The sequence below is a fragment of the Streptomyces sp. NPDC104761 genome, assembly GCF_055583445.1.
Window position 1 is genome coordinate 854043 of record NZ_JBVJNZ010000001.1, and the last position, 16672, is coordinate 870714.

The 16672-nt window shown below is 72.4% G+C and carries 13 protein-coding genes; 5 read left to right on the forward strand and 8 right to left on the reverse strand.

Translation table 11 applies throughout. From position 1 onward, the window contains the following. Nucleotides 1-28: 28 nt before the first annotated feature. Together ACZ63F_RS03945 and ACZ63F_RS03950 are read right to left on the reverse strand one after the other, a co-directional pair. Entirely contained in the window at nucleotides 29-448 is a 420-nt protein-coding gene (locus ACZ63F_RS03945) for a Zn-ribbon domain-containing OB-fold protein (RefSeq protein WP_352363114.1), read from the reverse strand. A gap of 159 nt (nucleotides 449-607) precedes the next feature. Further along, nucleotides 608-1351 carry a TetR family transcriptional regulator gene (locus ACZ63F_RS03950; RefSeq protein ID WP_457695009.1) on the reverse strand — a complete coding sequence of 248 codons (744 nt, stop codon included), beginning with the start codon at nucleotides 1349-1351 and terminating at the stop codon, nucleotides 608-610. 185 nt (nucleotides 1352-1536) lie between these two features. Between ACZ63F_RS03950 and ACZ63F_RS03955 the strand changes: the two genes are divergently transcribed. Beyond that, nucleotides 1537-2382 carry a peptidoglycan-binding protein gene (locus ACZ63F_RS03955; RefSeq protein ID WP_469708400.1) on the forward strand — a complete coding sequence of 282 codons (846 nt, stop codon included), beginning with the start codon at nucleotides 1537-1539 and terminating at the stop codon, nucleotides 2380-2382. Here ACZ63F_RS03955 and ACZ63F_RS03960 read toward each other — a convergent pair. From ACZ63F_RS03960 to ACZ63F_RS03985, 6 genes are all read right to left on the reverse strand, one after another. Next, the gene (locus ACZ63F_RS03960) at nucleotides 2369-4765 is read right to left on the reverse strand and encodes a SpoIIE family protein phosphatase (protein ID WP_469708402.1); all 2397 of its coding nucleotides are present in this window, start codon (nucleotides 4763-4765) and stop codon (nucleotides 2369-2371) included. The two genes, ACZ63F_RS03955 and ACZ63F_RS03960, sit on opposite strands and share 14 nt — an antisense overlap. A gap of 84 nt (nucleotides 4766-4849) precedes the next feature. After that, nucleotides 4850-5233 carry a hypothetical protein gene (locus ACZ63F_RS03965; protein ID WP_093506788.1) on the reverse strand — a complete coding sequence of 128 codons (384 nt, stop codon included), beginning with the start codon at nucleotides 5231-5233 and terminating at the stop codon, nucleotides 4850-4852. Nucleotides 5234-5642: 409 nt separating this feature from the next. Beyond that, nucleotides 5643-6566, reverse strand: a complete 924-nt coding sequence (locus ACZ63F_RS03970; RefSeq protein WP_352363123.1) for a MurR/RpiR family transcriptional regulator — start codon at nucleotides 6564-6566, stop codon at nucleotides 5643-5645. A gap of 186 nt (nucleotides 6567-6752) precedes the next feature. Continuing rightward, nucleotides 6753-8504 (reverse strand): ArnT family glycosyltransferase, encoded by a 1752-nt coding sequence (locus ACZ63F_RS03975; RefSeq protein ID WP_469708404.1) that lies wholly within the window; start codon nucleotides 8502-8504, stop codon nucleotides 6753-6755. 37 nt (nucleotides 8505-8541) lie between these two features. Continuing rightward, nucleotides 8542-10473, reverse strand: a complete 1932-nt coding sequence (locus ACZ63F_RS03980) for a phosphatase PAP2 family protein (RefSeq protein ID WP_469708406.1) — start codon at nucleotides 10471-10473, stop codon at nucleotides 8542-8544. Nucleotides 10474-10751: 278 nt separating this feature from the next. Further along, nucleotides 10752-11657: a BadF/BadG/BcrA/BcrD ATPase family protein gene (locus tag ACZ63F_RS03985; RefSeq protein WP_469708408.1), complete on the reverse strand. Its 906-nt coding sequence runs from the start codon at nucleotides 11655-11657 to the stop codon at nucleotides 10752-10754. 324 nt (nucleotides 11658-11981) lie between these two features. Between ACZ63F_RS03985 and ACZ63F_RS03990 the strand changes: the two genes are divergently transcribed. The 4 genes from ACZ63F_RS03990 (at nucleotide 11982) to ACZ63F_RS04005 (ending at nucleotide 16671) form a co-directional block, all read left to right on the forward strand. Then, a complete protein-coding gene (locus ACZ63F_RS03990; protein ID WP_469708410.1) occupies nucleotides 11982-13115 on the forward strand; it encodes an ROK family transcriptional regulator in 1134 nt (377 codons plus the stop codon). A 276-nt stretch (nucleotides 13116-13391) separates the two neighbouring features. After that, nucleotides 13392-14714, forward strand: coding sequence for an ABC transporter substrate-binding protein (locus ACZ63F_RS03995; RefSeq protein ID WP_469708412.1), 1323 nt, complete (start codon nucleotides 13392-13394; stop codon nucleotides 14712-14714). A 146-nt stretch (nucleotides 14715-14860) separates the two neighbouring features. Continuing rightward, entirely contained in the window at nucleotides 14861-15772 is a 912-nt protein-coding gene (locus tag ACZ63F_RS04000; RefSeq protein WP_469708414.1) for a carbohydrate ABC transporter permease, read from the forward strand. Further along, on the forward strand, nucleotides 15769-16671 hold the full coding sequence (locus ACZ63F_RS04005) for a carbohydrate ABC transporter permease (protein WP_469708416.1): 903 nt from the start codon (nucleotides 15769-15771) through the stop codon (nucleotides 16669-16671). Before ACZ63F_RS04000 ends, ACZ63F_RS04005 begins: the two co-directional genes overlap by 4 nt. The last annotated feature ends 1 nt before the right edge of the window (nucleotide 16672 follow it).

Below are 16672 nucleotides of genomic sequence, written 5' to 3' on the forward strand. Positions count from 1 at the left end.
GGCCGCCGGGCAACCGGGTTTCGGACCGTCAGCTCCACGCCCGGTACGGCTCGTCCAGCAACTGGAAGACCGGCTCGCCCCGCACCGGGTCCTTGGCCGTGGAGAGCTTGACGCGGTCACCGCTGTGGATGCCGATCGGCGGGCCCATGACGCGGCCCCGGACCACGAACCCCTCGGCCATCTCGATCAGGGACACGTTGCGCGCGGCGGGCGTGTTGCGGTGCACCACCGTCGAGTGGCGGACCGTCCCCGTGCCCTCGCTGCGCTCCGTCCGCAGTTCGCTCCCCTGGCACACCGGACACAGCAGCCGGTGGTACATCGCGGTGCCGCACCAGGTGCAGCGCTGGTAGACGATGGCGTCCTTGGCACGGTCCGCGGGCGCGGGGTCGAGAACGCCCGTAGCGAATCCGACCGCCGACTGCGCGGCGCTCGTCGAGTGGTGGTACACGCTGGTCAACTCCCTGCGCTCGCCCGGAATCCCACGTGTCCGGACCCGCCGGGCACGCCTGTGCCCGGTTGGCGGTGCCACCGTGCACGCCGACAGAGTATGGCACTCAGTGCCAGCCGTAAAGGCACTGCGTACCCCCAAAAAGAGTTCTTCCGGATCTCAGGCGCGGCCGAACGCGGTTTCGATCTCCTGGACCACCCGCCACAGCGGGGCGTCCCGCCGGGAGACGAGGACGACCACGTCGTCCGGGTGTTCCGCAGGGCCGCCGAACAGCGCGGCCGACGCCCGGCCCGCGGCGGGACCGGCGACCGTGGTGCCGAACGCGGCCTGCACGTACCCGAGGGCGTGGCCGACCGTCTCGTCCGCGTCGATCCGGCCGTCCGAACGCAGCCAGGAGCGCAGCGCGTTGTTGTGCGCCGCGACCACGGCCGCCGCCACGACGTCCGCCCGCAGCGTCCCGTCGGGGCGGCCGGCGTACCGGCCGCGCAGGTACTCGGCGAGCGCGCGCTCGTAGCGCCACACCACCGACAGCTCGTACGCGCGCAGCCCCGGCACCTGTTTGGTGAGCCGGTAGCGCTGCACCGAGAAGGTCGGGTTCTCCGCGTACATCCGCAGCACCAGACGCGCCGCGTCGCACACCCGCCGCACCGGCTCGCACTCCGGGTCGCCGGCCGCGAGGAAGGCGGTCATGTCGGCCAGGCACCCCTCGTGGTCGGGGAAGACCACGTCCTCCTTGGACGGGAAGTAGCGGAAGAACGACCGGCGCCCGACCCCGGCGAGGGCGACGATGTCGTCGACGGTCGTCTGCTCGTACCCGCGCTCCAGGAAGAGCCGGAAGGCCGCCGCGACCAGGGCGTCCCGCATGGGCGGCTTGGCGGGCGGTGCCACGCTGCTGGAGCTCATGGACGCGAACGTAGCATTCCGCCGACCCTCATGGCACTCAGTGCACCAGGTCGGGGGACTGAGTGCTCCGCCGGCCGTCCCGGGCCCGCTGCCGCGCCCGGGCTGAACCGGTGGGGCGGTCCTGACGTATGTGTGCTCGGGGATCGCGGACTCCCCGCGCGCACGGGGAGTGGAAGGAGAGCAGTGTGTCGACACCGCCCGACCCTGAACAGCCGCATCGCGGACCGGTCCTGGAACCGGTCCGGGTCCTGCGCCCCCGCCGGCTCGACACCCTCGCGGAACTGATGCGCGAGTTCCACGCGGAGGCGGAGGCCGCCGAGCGGACGCGGGAGACGAGAGGCGCGAGAGACGCGAAGGAAGGAAAGGCGTCGAGGGACGGGGGCCCCGCGGAGTTCGAGGCCTTCGAGCCGGCCGCCGGTTCCGGCACCGGAGCCGGCGTCGGCTCCTTCGGCTCCGGCGTCGGCTCTTTCGGCTCCGGCGTCGGTTCCTTCGGCTCCGGCACGGAGGACGAGACCCAGGAACTGCCGCCCGTCACCGACGGCCCGCGCACCGCGCCCGGCGGCCGCGGACACGGCGCCGACCCGTTGCGTTCCTTCGGCTTCGGGCCGGGACTGCGCCGGGCCGCCGTCGCGGTGGCCGTCGGCGCGGCCGCCCTGGTCGGCTTCGGCTGCGCTCTCCTGCTGCCCGGCCGGGAGGGCACCGCCGAGGCCGCCCAGCCGTCCGGGTCGGCCACCGCACCGGCCTCCACCCCCTCCACCCCACCGGCCTCGGACACCTCCACCGACCCCGACGGCGCCGGCACCCTCCGCCAGGGCGACACCGGCCCCGAGGTGGTCGAGCTGGAGCAACGCCTGCTGCGCATCCCGGACGTCTACCGCGACGGCTCCACCGGCGGCACCTACGACGCCGCCCTGACCGCCGCCGTGGAACGCTTCCAGGTCTGGTACGGCATCAGCGGCGACGAACGCGGGGTCTACGGCGACGACACCCGCCGCGCGCTGGAGTCCCGCACCGGCCTCAGCGGTGGCTGACCGGCCGGAGCGGCGACTGCTCCGCGCCCTCCACCGGCACCCGGATGTCCAGCACGCACACGTCGTCGCGCCGTTCGCCCGTCAGCATCGCGGCGAGGAGGTCGTCCAGGGAGGCGGGTCCGGCGGCGAGCGCGGCCGCGGCCAGGCGTTCCAGGCCCGCGTCGATGTCCTCGCCCGGCCGCTCGACCAGCCCGTCGGTGTACAGCAGCAGCCGGTCGCCGGGCTCCAGCTGGAACTCGGCGGACTCGTAGACCGGATCCGCCGACGCGCCGAGCAGCATGCCGGCCGGACGGTCGAGCCGGTAGGCCCTGCCCCCGCGCACCAGGAGGGGCGGCGGGTGCCCCGCCTGGGCCCAGGCCAGACGCCGCTCGGCAGGGTCGTAGCGGGCCAGGACGAGCGTGGCGGTGGACTGGGCGTCGCGCGAGTGCAGGAGCAGGAAGTTGAGCCGGGCCAGCGCACCGGTCAGGGAGGAGCCGGTGCTCACCATGCCCTTGGCGGTGAACCGCAGCTGGGCCATCGTGGCGATGGCGTCGACACCGTGACCCGCGACGTCACCGACCACGAACAGCGCGGCCTCGTCGGGCAGTTCGATGGCGCTGAACCAGTCACCGCCGACGTGCACCCCCGCCTGTGCGGGCAGGTAGGCGACCTCGACGCGCAGCCCGTGCAGCTGCACCGGGTTGTTGGGCAGCGGCAGCAGCGCGTGCTGGAGCCGGGCGGCGAGCGCGCGCTCGGCGTCCAGGACGCCGCGCTGCACGAGGATCGCCCGCTCGCTGTCCACCAGGGCGAGTTCGGCGCTGCGCTGCGCGGTGAGGTCCTGCACGAACCCGTGCACCTCGACGACCGTGCCGTCGGCGGCGCTCACCGCCTCGGCGACGGCCCGCAGATGCCGCACCGCGTTCCCGGCCCTGATCCGGAACGGCACGTCGAACGACCGGCCGTCACGGGCGAGTTCGGCGACGGCTCGGGCCAGCGTGTGGGCGTCCTCGGGCAGTACCAGGTCCGGCAGCAGGTCCAGCGGCACCGCGCCGCGTCCCGGGTCGCGGCCCAGGATGGTGTACACCTGGGACGACCAGTTGACCTGGCGCGTGACCAGGTTCCAGTTCGCCCAGCCGAGGTTGCCCAGCCGCTGCAGCTCCGCCAGCCGCTGCTCCTGGCGCTCCTCGGTGTCGTGCCGCAGCCAGGTCACCAGCAGCCCGTCGCCGAGCCGCGCCGCCCGCACCGAGTAGGTGCCGGTCACGGTGACCCCCGCGACGATCTCCTCGTAGACGAACGGCTCGCCCTCGTACGGCTCGCCTCCGGTGAGCGCCTTCAGGTACCCCTGCCACAGCGATTCGCCGGCGACCGAGGGGTAGCTCTCCAGGATGTGCGAGCCGATCAGCTCCCGGCCGGAGCGGCCCAGGATGTCGACGGCACCCGGAGTGGCCGCCTCGATGCGGTAGTCCTCCACCTCCCCGGCGGCGGTGCGCAGCGGGACCAGCAGAACCGTGGCCCCCGGCAGGGCGTCGAGGACCGGCTGCACCGCCGTGGCGAGGCCCGAGGTCACCGGCGCCGCGGGGGCACCCGGGGAGCCGAGGGCGCCGAGGCGGCCGGCGCCGAGCCGGGCGACCGCCTGCAGCAGCTCACGGTCCGCCGGTCCGAAGGCGGCCGCGGGGCGGCGCAGCACCCCGAGGACCGTGTCCGCCGTGACCGGCACCCAGGCCCGGGACAGCCAGTGGCCGGGCGGCTCGTCGATGAGCTGGTACGCCTGCCGGTCCTCGGCGAAGTGCTCGAGCCAGAGCGGCTCGCCCGCCTGCAGTGTCTCCAGGGGGGCGAGCCCCTTCAGCGGCGGCACCTGGTGCCACCGGGCGGCGAGCGTCGCGTCGAGTCCCGCGTGCCCGACGAGTTCGAGCCCGCCGCCGGGCGGCCGCCGGTACAGCAGCACCGCGTCGGCGTCGATCCGGGGTGCCAGGTGCTCGTGGAGCGCCTCGGCCAGCTCCTGCGGGGAGCCGACGTGCAGCAGGGCCTTGCCGAGGCGGCTGAGGACCTCGGCGGTGCCGGGCGGGGCGGCCGATCCGGAGGGCGCCTGCGAGGCGGGCGGTTCGGCGGCGGGGACCGGGGCGGCGGGCGGGGTGGGCGTCAGGGCGCCGAGGGTGAGCCAGCACTCCTCCAGCAGGGTGCGGTTCCCGGCCTCGGCCCGCTGTGCCAGCGCCTCGTGCGCGGCGTCGGGGGAGCAGCCCGTGGTGGCCATCAGCGCGCCCTTGGCACGCTCCACCACCGCGGAGGTGGCCGCCGACTCCCGCAGCCGGTCCAGCTCGGCGCGCTGCCTGGACACGACCCGGGCCAGGGCTGCCGACTCGGCGACGGCACCGGTGTCCGCGGCAGGCACGTACTCGCTCGTCACGGGTCGAGCATGGCACAGTACGGTGCCCTCGATCACACCCGTACCTGATCTGTGAAGGATATGGGCATCCGTGGACGGATGTGCTCAGCGTCCGGTGCTGTGCCCGACGAGCGCCTCGGTGACCACGCGGACGCTGCGGGCGATGTGCTGCAGCTGCATGACCTCCGCCGCGTACAGCTTGATGGTGTGCTCGATGACCGACTCCGGCAGACCCAGCAGGGGCAGCTCGGCCCGCGCGGTCTGCAGCGCCGTGCGCGCCACCCGGACCTCCTGCTGGACCTGGATCTGCGCGTGCCGGGCGAGCAGCACGGGGTGCCGGATCAGTGCCGGATAGCTGGCATAGCGGGCCGGGACCAGCTCGCGCAGCCACTTGGCGGCGGAGCGCTCCCAGTCGTAACTGCCCGGTGCCTTCACCTGGCAGGGCCAGTCGGGGCTGATGCGCGCGGTCGTCGTCAGAGTCATGATCATCGCTTCCGGGTGTGCGGCGTCGTGAGGGTGCTCGACGGAGGTCTTGGCGGCTCCGGCCTAGGGGATGGCCGGAGCCGCCACGGGCGGATCGCGCAGGCGATGCCCGTTCGAACATCCCCGGCGCCGACGCGGGTAGGAGACGGCGGCTGGGGGTGTCCGTGCGAGGCCCCGGACGCCGGCCGCCGGCACTGCGGGTGGTGCTGCGTGCGCATGGGCGGTCCGTCGGCTTTCTCGGGGCGGGTGCGAGCGGTGCGTCCTCGGGTGCGGAACATGCCCGGAGTGGGCCGGGTGGGTGATCCGTGAGCAGTATTTATATATGCCGTCCTGTTTGCAAGACGCATGAAAACATTCATGCGTGAAATGAGGTGAATACTCCCCTTACGAGGTCCCGCGGGGGCACCGGATCCGGTCAGTCCTTGAGGAAGAACTGATGTTCCTCGGCGACCTGCTCGTACTCCTCCAGCCGCGCCTGGGTGCGCTCGGGGTCGGCGTCGGTCATGGCCTGGAGCAGGGCGGCAGCCATCAGACCGGGCGCCGCGTAGGTGTCGAAGACCAGGCGGGACCCGATGCCGGTGCTGAAGGTGACGTCGGCCTCGTCGGCGAGCGCACCGAGCGCCAGGTCGGTCACCAGCGCGACCCGCAGCCCCGCCGTGCGCGCCACCCGGATCGCGGTCAGCGTCTCCTGCGCGTGCCGCGGCATGCCGAACGCCAGCACCCAGGTGCCGCCCGCCTCGCGCGACTGCAGCAGCGCGTCGTAGGCCACGCTGCCGCCCCTGGTCACCAGCCGTACGTCGGGGTGGATACGCCGGGCGGCGTAGGCGAAGTACTCCGCCAGCGAGACGGAGATGCGCAGGCCCAGCACGGTCAGCGGGGACGACTGGGACAGCTCGCGGCCGATCCAGATCACCCGGTCCGGGTCGGCGAAGTCCCGGCGCAGGTTCTCCAGGTTCTCGATCTCGGCGTCCACGGCGGCCTGCAGTTCGTTGCTGCGCTGCTCGGTGGCGGGCCCGGTGCCGCCCGCCAGGGTGCGCAGCGCGATCGACTGGAGCCGCTCGCGCAGCGCGGGGTACCCGCTGAAGCCGACCGCGCCCGCGAACCGGGTCACCGACGGCTGGCTGACCCCGACCCGCTCGGCCAGGTCGGTGATCGACAGGAAGGCCGCCTCGGTGATGTGGTCGATCAGGTACTGGGCGATGCGGCGCTGGCCGGGGGAGAGCCGGGGACCGTCGAAGAGCTCGCGGAGCTGGGAGGTGGGCGCGGCCTCCGCCTCCGGCACGGTTTTGCCCGAGGTGATCGCGGATGCCTGGGCACGTGCCTGCTGCGGCGATGGCACCGAAGCGCCTCCTTTGTCTCCCACGAGGACTCAACATAGCTCACGGACCGTGGTGACCAGGGGGTGTGCGGTACGCCGGACCGTCCCGGCGCCGAACGCACAGGATGCGGAAACAGCACCGGGATTCCGGTGCTCACCGGCGGCGGATGCGGTGGCCCTCGCCGGCGGATCGGATGGATCGTACGGTCACCGTCGATAGATGGTGATCGAATGACCGACATCATCGACCGGACGGCTGGTGTCGATCAATTCGGCCAGCCTGCCCCGCGCCTTGGCGGCCGACGAGTCCGAGACGACCAGCAGCCCGTGCACCTGCCCGGGCGGCACCTTGCGGGGGTCGGCGGCGTGGATCCCGTAGTACGCCGGGACGCCACTGCCCTTGTAGACCAGCCAGATCCGCTCGCCCGGGTAGCGCTCCTCGAGCCGGTCGGCGAGCCTGCCCAGGTCCTGCCCCCAGTCCACGTTGGAGTCGTGCAGCCACAGATGCGTCTGCGCCGGCCCCCCGAACGCCTCGTTGGCGTACGGCAGATAGAACGGGAACGTGCGCAGCGAGCTCACCGCGACGAACAGCACCAGCGCCCCGCCCACCGGCCGTGCCCAGCGCCGGCGCACCGTCACAGCCGCGGCCCCGGCCACCGCGAGGAACATCGGCATGAAGACCGCGTACCGCGTCCCGAAGTCCCGCGACCCTGTCATCGCCGAGGCCAGCAGCACGGCCGGCGGCAGCAGCAGGTAGGGCGCGGCCCGCCGCAGCCGCCGTACCGCCACCAGCGCGACGGCACCCGCCGCCCACAGCGCCAGCATGCCGAGCGGGGTCTTCACCAGCAGGGCGGCCGGCAGGTAGTACCAGCGGGAGCCGGTGTAGAGGTGCCCGAACAGATAGCCCTGCCAGGGGTAGTCCTCCAGCGCGAACTGCATCCGCATGCCGTCCCGGTAGGACTCCGGGAAGGGCAGCAGGCCGGTCAGCAGGCCCCGCAGGCCGTGCACCGCGGGCACCGGCTCGGCGGACAGCGCACGCAGCCGGGGATCGACCGCAAGGTAGGAGAGCCAGACGACGGCGACCGCCGTCACCGTGACCACGACCGCGGCCCCGAGGGCGCGCAGCGCACGTCCCGGGCGCGCCCCCCACACCGACACCACGGCCAGCGCCACGAGCACCGGGATCGCGGGCAGCGCGCTCATCTTCGTCGCCACCGAGGCCCCCAGCGCGGCCCCCGCAGGCGGCAGATACAGCCGGGGCCGGCGCCGGGCCCGCCACACCAGCCACGCCGACGTCAGCACGAACCCGGCCGACGGCACGTCCAGGGTGGCCAGCGAGCCGTGCGCGATGACGTCGGGCGAGAAGCAGTACAGGGCGAGCGCCAGCAGCCCGGCGGCCGTACCGAGGACCTCGCGGGCGAAGGCGAACGCCACCAGGCCGAACAGCAGCGTCAGCACGATCACCGGCAGCCGCGCCCACAGCATCACCCGCCAGGGATCGTTGCCGGACGCATACAGCAGATGCCGTCCCACCTGCCCCTGGTCGCCGTGGTACGACGGGTCGTAGTGCGGGTCGGCGACCGCGATCCCGGCCATGACCACGAGCTTGCCGAGCGGCGGGTGCTCGATGTTGTAGCGCAACCGGTGCTCGTGGAGGTAGTCGGTGGCCGTGGCCACGTAGACGGGCTCGTCGATGGTGGGTGTCTGCTGGACCGCGGTCGTCACCATGGCCGCCGCCATCTGGGCGAGCAGCAGCACCGCGAGGACCGGCACCAGCCACCGGCGGCGGGCGCGCAGGGCGGCGGTCAGCCGGGCCGCGGCGGCGGGCCGGGGGAGGGGACCGGGGCCGTCGGGGTGGCCGGGAACGACGGGTTCGAGGACCGACTGCTGTTCGCTTGCCATCATCCGCCCCGCGGGGACGCCTGGCCCGCGGTGACGGGAGCGATCACGAGCAGTCATGGGCCCTACTGTCGCATCGCTCCCGCCACCGGGCGCGTCACCGCTTCACGAGTCGTACCGACAGACCGTCTGCCGTGTACACGGGTACGGCCCGCAGCGTGGCGGAGTTCAGCTCCACCGTGTCGAACTGGCCGCGCAGCCGCGGCGCGTCGACGACCGGCAGGGTGCTGCCCGCCGCCGGGGGGTGTTCGGTGTCGAGGGTCAGGGACAGGGTGGCGCCCGTGCCGAGGACGGCCAGGTGCTTCACCGCCAGCGGCGCCTTGCACCCCTTGGCCAGGGTGATGGCGAGGGTGCCCGCGTCCTGCGTGTACGTGCCGCGCACGAACAACTCCCCGGCGACCCGCAGGGTGCCCGCCGAGACCCGGACGTCACCGCGGCCCAGCGCGTCCCGGGACGCGGCGACCAGGGTGCCGGCGGCCAGCACGGTGCCGCCCCGGTAGTCGTTGTCGCCGGTCAGGGTCAGCGTGCCGGTGCCCTTCTTGGTCAGACCGCCGTGGCCGTCGATGTCGTTGCGCCAGGTGTCCGCCGCCGCGAAGCCGCCGGCCGCCGCGTCCAGGGTGACCGTGACGTCCGCGTCGAAGGCGCCGTAACCGTCCGCCGCGGCGAACAGGTTGAGGCGGCCCCACTGCTCCGGGCCGTCCAGCAGCACGTACCCGGACGGCAGGCCGGTCGTGCGCAGCACCTCGCGGCGCTGGTCGGCGGTGAGGTACGGCTGCCGGGTCTCCAGCAGCACCTCCGCGCCCTTGGGCACGTCGAACGGCAGCTCGCGGCCCTCCCGGTCCAGGATGTACGTCAGCCGGGGCGTGGCCGCGCGCTCGTTGGCCTCGCGGTCGGCGTACGGGTCGGTCGCGGTGCCGGCCGAGTGGGCGTAGGCGTACAGGGTGTCGGCGGTGGAGCCGGTCCGCGCCGCGAAGTAGGCGAGTGCCTGGGCGCGGGCGGCCGCCTTGAGGTCGGCGTTGGCCGGGTCGGCGAGGGTGGCGGCGGCGAGCGCGGTGGCCATGATCCGGCCGCCGATCACGTCGACCGTGTTGTGCATGCCGGCGACGATCCGGGTGTCGCTCAGCTCCAGGGCCCGGGTGACCAGCTCCTGGAAGCGCTCCGGCACCGCGTACGCGTAGGCGAGGCCCGCCAGATGGAAGGCGTTGGTGTGGCCGGAGGGGAAGCCGCCGTCGTCGGTGGGGGAGGTGCTGCGCTGGCGCAGCAGCTGCGGGGCGACGACCACGTCGGACTCGTAGACCGGGTAGCCGTAGGCGTCGGTCGTGCCGGTGTCGACGACCTCGCTGTCCTCGTTCATGCGCCACGGACGCGGGTACTGGTAGGCGTACTTGGACGGGTTGCCGGACGCGTAGGTGCCGCGCAGGGTGTCGACCAGGGTGGCCACCTTGCCCAGCGCGGAGTCGTGCGAGCCCGCGCCGAGTGCGGCGCCCGCCGGGGCGTCGGCCGGGACGGCGTCGTTGACCGTGGTGGCCGGGGTGCCGTCGGGGGCGCTGGTGATCGAGGTGACGGCGAGAGCACCGGCCCGGTAGAGGTCGGCGAGCGGGCCGAGTCCGGCGATCATCGCGTAACTCTGGTGCTGGCGGTCGTAGAGGAACGCCTTCTTCGCGTCGGCGGCGCTGCGCTTCCGGGTGATCTTCGCGCAGTAGCGCATGTTGGCGCGCAGGACGTCGGCGCGCAGCACGCTGCCGGTGTTCCAGGCGGAACCGGTCTTCCAGACCCGCGCGAAGCCGCCGAGGATGCGGACCACCGCGTTGGTGTCGGCGGTGAGGTTGGTGCTGACGTTCGTCTTGTAGTCGTCGACGAACGCCAGGGCGGTGGCGGCCTTGGCGTCGGCGGCCGCGAGCCAGCCGACGAAGGTCGGGGCGGCCAGCACACCCGCCGACGCGCCGAGCGAGGTCTTCAGGAATCCCCGTCGGCCGACGGCGGGTCCACGGGTCGGAGAAGCGGAGTGGTGCCCGGCAGGTGACGGCATGGGTGTGCCTCTCTTGAGTTCTTCGAGGAGTTCACGCGGACGGCCGGTGCTCCAGATGCGCGTGAGCGTGTGGGTTCGCGTGGGAAAAAGTGTTGAACGAGCGCAGTTCTAGGGCGAGTTCGTGTCCCGGCGGTCATCGCCCGACGACCACCGCGTGACCTGGAGTTGAACGGCGGCTCTGTGGTCCACCGGAAGAACCGCCCCGGACCTGCGTGTTCGCAGCCTCGAACGGCCCGTGGTCCAGTGGCGCGGAACCGGGCGGGCTGCGGACAGGTTTCTCACAGGATCGAACGCGCCAGCGCCACCGCTCCCTCGACCGGGGGGAGCCGCAGGGGCTGCGGCCGGGCGCCGGGTACGGCCTCGGCGAGCGCGGCGGCGAAGGCGTCGTACAGCCGCGGCTGGGAGAGGATCGTGCCGCCCGCGACCACCACGTCGTCCACGACGAGACCGCGGGCGGCGAGCCGGGCCACGAGCGCGGCGAGGGCGCGGCCGCCGTCGGCTATCACGTCGGCGGCGAGCCGGGAGCCCGCGTCCGCCGCGGCGAAGAGCACCGGGGCGTGCCGGCCCCACTCGGCGGAGACGTCGGAGGCGCCCTCCAGGGCGGCGCCGAGCGCGGGCACCTCGGCCACCCCGAAGGCGGCGACGAGCCCGGTCGCGAGCGCGTCGGGGTCCTCGCCGCGGTCGTGCGCGGCCCAGACGGTGCGGGCGGCCTCCCGGACGAGTCCGGCGGCGCCGCCCTCGTCGCCGAGGACCGCGCCCCAGCCGCCCACCTGCACGGGGCTGCCGTCGGCCTGCCGGCCGACGGCCACCGAGCCGGTGCCGGCCACCAGGCCGACGCCCTTGTCCAGGCCGGCGGCGGGGACGAGCAGTTCCGCGTCGCCCACCACCCGGACGGGCACGCCGACGAGGTCCCGCAGCGCGGCGGCGATGCCGGCGCACTGGCGGGGGGTCTCACAGGCGTGCCCGCCGACGGCCAGGGCGGCCGGGCGGGTGCCGGTGGGGAGGGCCTCGTGGACCAGCGCGGCCAGCCAGCGGGCCGCGGCGGCCGCGTCGTGCGGCCGCCAGCCGTTGCTCGGCCGGACGTGGTCGGCGACCCGGTCCGGCCCGGCGAGGGCGCGGAGCTGGGTCTTGGTGCCGCCCACGTCGACGCCGACCACGAGCGGGGGAGAAGGTGTGTCCTGCACGGATCCTCTTTCGTCGACGGGGCGAACAGCGCCGACGAGCCTGGCACTGTGCTGCGACGGCGGGCGAACCGTGCGTGGCCGAACAGGAGTTGGGCAAGTAGGGAAGCCCCGGGACGGGCTTCTTGCGGAGCACGGCAGGCGAGTACCGTGTACTTCGTTAGGAAGTTAACTAACGAAGTACAGTGCGTCAAGAGTTGCCGCGGACTCGATCAACGGGACGCTGTCGAGGCCAGAACCGCGCGGCACAACGGCACCGCATCGCCGCATCCCCCGGCACCCGGGGGAGCGCGGCCCCTGACCCATGGGGGAACTGTGGAACACGTCGTGGCTGAGGCCCCCCGGCTCACCGAGAGCGCCGGCGCGGTCTTCGCCGTGCTGGCCCAGGCGGGCAGCGCCACCCGGCCGCAGCTCGCGAGCCTCGCCGGGCTGTCCAAACCGACGGTCTCCGCCGCCGTCGCGGAGCTGGAGGGGGCCGGTCTCGCCACCCACTCCGGCACCGCGTCCAGCGGCACCGGCCGCTCCGCCGCCGTCTACGGCCTCGGGCCCGCCGCCGGCTCGGTCCTCGCCGTCGACCTCGGCCCGGCCCGCACCCGGGTGCGGGCCTGCGCCCTGGACGGCACCCTGCTCGCCGAGGCGGACACACCCCGCACCAGGGCGGCCGACGCCGTCCGCGAGGCCCTGGCCGCGCTGCCCGCCGGGGCCCCGCCGCGGGCCATCGTCGTCGCCATCGGTGACGTCACCGCCCCCGGCCGGGCGGGCACCGGCATGCGCCCGGCGACCGCCAAGGCCGGCCCCGTCTTCGACGCGGTCTCCGTCGCCCTGCCGCCGGGGGTCCCCGTCCACCTGGAGAACAACGTCAACTGCGCGGCCCTCGCCGAACTCCACGAGGGCGCCGCCCGGGGCCGCCACACCTTCGGCTATCTGCGGATCGGCGTCGGTATCGGTCTGGGCATCGTCATCGGCGGCCACGTGCTGCGCGGCGCCAACGGCGCGGCCGGTGAGCTCGCCCGGCTGCCCTACCCCTGGGACGACGACCGGGAGCCCCGCCAGGAGGCCCTGGAGGCCTACGTCGGCTCGCAGGCACTGCTGCGCCGGGCCGCCGAGGCCTGGCCGGAGACCGACGGCCCGTGCCCGCGCACCGCCGAACGGCTCTTCGCGCTGGCGGCCCAGGGCCGGGAGCCCGCACGTGCCCTGGTCGCCCGGCACGCCGCCGACGTGGGCCGGCTGGCCGCCGCGGTGGCCGCCGTACTGGACCCGGGGCTGATCGTGCTGGGCGGCAGCACGGGCGCGGACCCGCAGGTCCTGCCCGGGGTGCGGGCCGAGCTGGGGCGGCTGAGCTGGCCCACCGAGGTGGTCAGCAGCCAGATCGGCGATCTCGGTACCGTGGTGGGTGCCGCCCGGCTCGCCGTGGCCAAGGGAGTCCAAACCGTGACCGAAGGCGCGCAGGCGAAGGATTGACGGCTTCCATATCGGTCTGCCAATGTCCGGACAAGCGCTTTCTAAGTCGGCCGGGACGCCGGCTTGGGGCGAGCCTCCCAGCCCGTACACGACGTACGGCAACCGCACGAGGGCGTGCCCGTGCGGTGACGGCCAGGACGGCCGGGGACCTCACTCCGCGTGGACGATGCGGCCGGGCGAGGCCGCGCCCCCCGGAAAGCGACTTTTCCTTCAAAATGCACCCGTGCCGCCTCAGCCGGCGCCGTGCTCCGTCCGTTCGACGAAATGGGATCGAAGATGACCACTGTGGGTGTGCGGCGCACCAGCCGACTCGGCCGCGGCGGTATGCGCCGCCTGATTCCCCTCGCTGCCGTGGCCTCGGCAGGAGCCCTGCTCCTGTCCGCCTGCGGGTCGGGTTCCGGCTCGGGCGGTACCTCCAAGTCCCTGACGTTCTGGATCTCCACGGTTCCGGGACAGGACGCGGGCTGGAAGAAGCTGGTGGCGCAGTACAAGAAGGAAACCGGCGTCAACGTCAAGCTCGTCAACATCCCCTACGACGGCTACCCGACGAAGCTGCACAACGCCGCCCAGGCGAACTCGCTGCCGGATGTCGCCGACGTGCCGGCCCTTGACCCGATCTGGTCGAACAAGCTGATCGACCTCAGCTCCATCGCCGGCAACAAGAGCTACAACATCAACGCCAACTTCCTCGCCAAGGACTCGTCCGGGAAGGTGCTGTCCATCCCCTCGGACGTCACCGCCTCCGGCCTGTTCATCAACAAGTCGCTGTTCGAGAAGGCCGGCGTCTCCGTCCCGACCTCGCCCTCGGACACCTGGACCTGGACCGAGTTCATCGCGGCGGCGAACAAGGTCCGGGAGAAGACCGGCGCCAAGTACTCGCTGACCTTCGACCAGTCGCCGTCCCGGCTGCGCGCCATGGTGTACGAGATGGGCGGCAAGTACGTCCACGCCGACTCCTCCGGCAAGTTCTCGGTGGACGACGCGACCAAGAAGGCCGTGAAGTACTTCGTCGGACTCAACGACGACAAGACCATGCCGAAGTCGGTGTGGACCAGCGGCGCCGACCCGTCCGCCATGTTCCAGAGCGGTGACGTGGTCGCCTACTGGTCCGGCGTGTGGCAGGTCGCCTCCTTCGCGGACAGCATCAAGAAGTTCGCGTGGGCGAGCGTCCCGACCCCCGCCCAGCCGGTGCAGGCCAGTGACGTGAACAGCGGCGGCATGATGGTCGGCTTCAACAACAACGGCGCCGCGGCCACCGCCGCGAAGAAGTTCATGTCCTGGGTCTACGACCCGAAGCAGTACACCGAGCTGGTCGAGACCTCCGGGTTCCTCCCGGTCGAGAGCGGCCTGAGCCCGAAGTACCCCTTCACCTCCGACGCGGCGCAGGCGGCGTTCAAGCTGTACAACCAGGAGATCCCGCTCTACGACCCGATCTCGGGCTACTTCAACAACGCGCAGACCACGTGGGTGCTGAAGGGCAAGAGCCTCACCACCGACCCGACCAAGACGGAGCTCGGCAAGGCGATCAACGGCCAGCAGTCGGCCGACAAGGCCCTCCAGAACATCGTGGACGGCTACAACCAGCAGGTCGGCGGCTGATCACGGGCCGGCGGGGGGGGGGGGGGGGGGGGGGGGGACAGGGTCCACCCCCCCCCCCCCCCCCCCCCCCCCCGGGCGCCCCCCACGAGCACGGGCTCAGGGCCTGGGCCCACGGCAATCCATCCCCACAGCACGGAGTCAGGAAGATGACAAAACGCGCCTCGGACGTGTCCGGGAGCCCGCCCAGGCGACGCAGCACCTACACCTTCGCGCCGCTCGTCCTCATCGCGGCCAACGTCGTGCTCTTCGCACTGTTCTTCGTGTGGCCGGCGGTGATCGGGCTCGTCTACTCCTTCACGAACTACACGGGCGTGGGAGCGTTCCAGTTCATCGGACTGGACAACTACAGCACCCTGTTCGGCGACTCCACCTTCTACGACGCGCTGACGCGGACGCTGCTGTACGCCGTGCTGGTCGTGCCGCTGAACTTCGTGCTCTCGCTCCTCATCGCCAACCTGGTGGTGAGCAGGCAGGCCAAGGGCGCGTCGATCGCCCGGGTCATCTTCTTCATCCCGTGGCTCATCTCGCCCATCGTCGTCGGTGTCCTGTGGCGGTGGCTGTTCGGTGAGAACTTCGGACTGATCAACTACGTCATCGAGAAGCTCGGCGGGCACGCGATCGCCTGGCAGTCCAACGCCGACCTGTCACTGGGCGTGGTCGTGATGGCCGGCGCCTGGTGGGGAACGGCCTTCTCGATGCTGCTCTTCATCGCGGCGATCAAGAACGTGCCCACCTCGTACTACGAGGCGGCGTCGCTGGACGGCGCGGGCCCCTGGCGCCAGTTCATCAGCATCACACTGCCGAGCATCGCGCCGACGTCCTTCATCGTCATCCTCCTCAACACGATCAACGCGATGAAGGAGTACCCGCTGTTCGTCTCCCTCAACAACGGCGGACCCGGCACCTCGAACAACCTGCTTGTCCAGTACATCTACCAGACCGGATTCAACCGGGGCCAGATCGGCTACGCGAGCGCCGCGTCGTTCGTGCTCATGCTCATCCTGATGGCCGTCGCGATCATCCAGCTGATCGCCAACCGGCGGATGGAGAACCGATGACCACCACAGACACGCCGCGTCCGGTCGACGCCGGTTCCGTGAAGGCCCTCTCCAGGAGGCGGTCCCGCGGCGGGCGCGACGGCGGGCTCCGGCGCGCGGTTCCCGCGACGACCCTGCTGTGGATCCTGGCCGCCCTCTACGGGCTGCCGGTGCTGTGGTTCGTCCTCAGCTCCTTCAAGCCGTCGGGAGACCTCTTCTCCCTTCCGCTGACGGTGGTCCCGCACCACCCCACCCTGTCGGGCTACAAGGCCGCGTGGGACAGCGCCAACTTCTCCCAGTACTTCATCAACACGGCCCTCGTGTGCGTGATCACGACGATCCTCACGGTGGGCGTCAGCTGCTGCACCGGGTACGCACTGGCCAAGTACGACAACAAATGGCTCAAGGCCTTCTTCATCTGCATCCTGGCCACCACGATGCTGCCGTCCGAGGTCATGCTCGCCCCGGAGTTCCTGGTCGTCCGCGACCTCGGCCTCTACAACTCCTTCGGCGGCATCATCCTCCCGGCCGTGCTCACCGCCACCGGGTGCTTCATGTTCCGCCAGTTCTTCCTGACGGTCCCCGACGAACTCGTCGAGGCCGCCCGCATCGACGGCGCGCGCGAACTGTCGATCTTCCTGAGGATCATGATGCCGATCTCCCGGCCCATCATGCTGACCCTCGCCATCCTGTCCTTCCAGTGGCGGTGGAACGACTACATCTGGCCGCTGCTGATGCTCAACGACCCCAACAAGTTCACCGTGCAGATCGGCATCCAGAGTCTCGTGGGCGCACAGAACATCAACTGGTCGGTGCTGCTCGGCGGATCGGTCATCTCCATGATTCCGCTGATCCTCGTCTTCCTGGTGTTCCAGCGGTACGTCATGAGCGCCGACATCAACGCCGGACTGAAGGACTGAC

Bases quoted from the DNA above. Each gene is read 5' to 3' on its own strand.
- ACZ63F_RS03950 (WP_457695009.1), bottom strand. From the start codon at position 1,351: ATGAGCTCCAGCAGCGTGGCACCGCCCGCCAAGCCGCCCATGCGGGAC.
- ACZ63F_RS03965 (WP_093506788.1), bottom strand. From the start codon at position 5,233: ATGATCATGACTCTGACGACGACCGCGCGCATCAGCCCCGACTGGCCC.
- ACZ63F_RS03975 (WP_469708404.1), bottom strand. From the start codon at position 8,504: ATGACTGCTCGTGATCGCTCCCGTCACCGCGGGCCAGGCGTCCCCGCG.
- ACZ63F_RS03980 (WP_469708406.1), bottom strand. From the start codon at position 10,473: ATGCCGTCACCTGCCGGGCACCACTCCGCTTCTCCGACCCGTGGACCC.
- ACZ63F_RS03995 (WP_469708412.1), top strand. From the start codon at position 13,392: ATGACCACTGTGGGTGTGCGGCGCACCAGCCGACTCGGCCGCGGCGGT.
- ACZ63F_RS04000 (WP_469708414.1), top strand. From the start codon at position 14,861: ATGACAAAACGCGCCTCGGACGTGTCCGGGAGCCCGCCCAGGCGACGC.
- ACZ63F_RS04005 (WP_469708416.1), top strand. From the start codon at position 15,769: ATGACCACCACAGACACGCCGCGTCCGGTCGACGCCGGTTCCGTGAAG.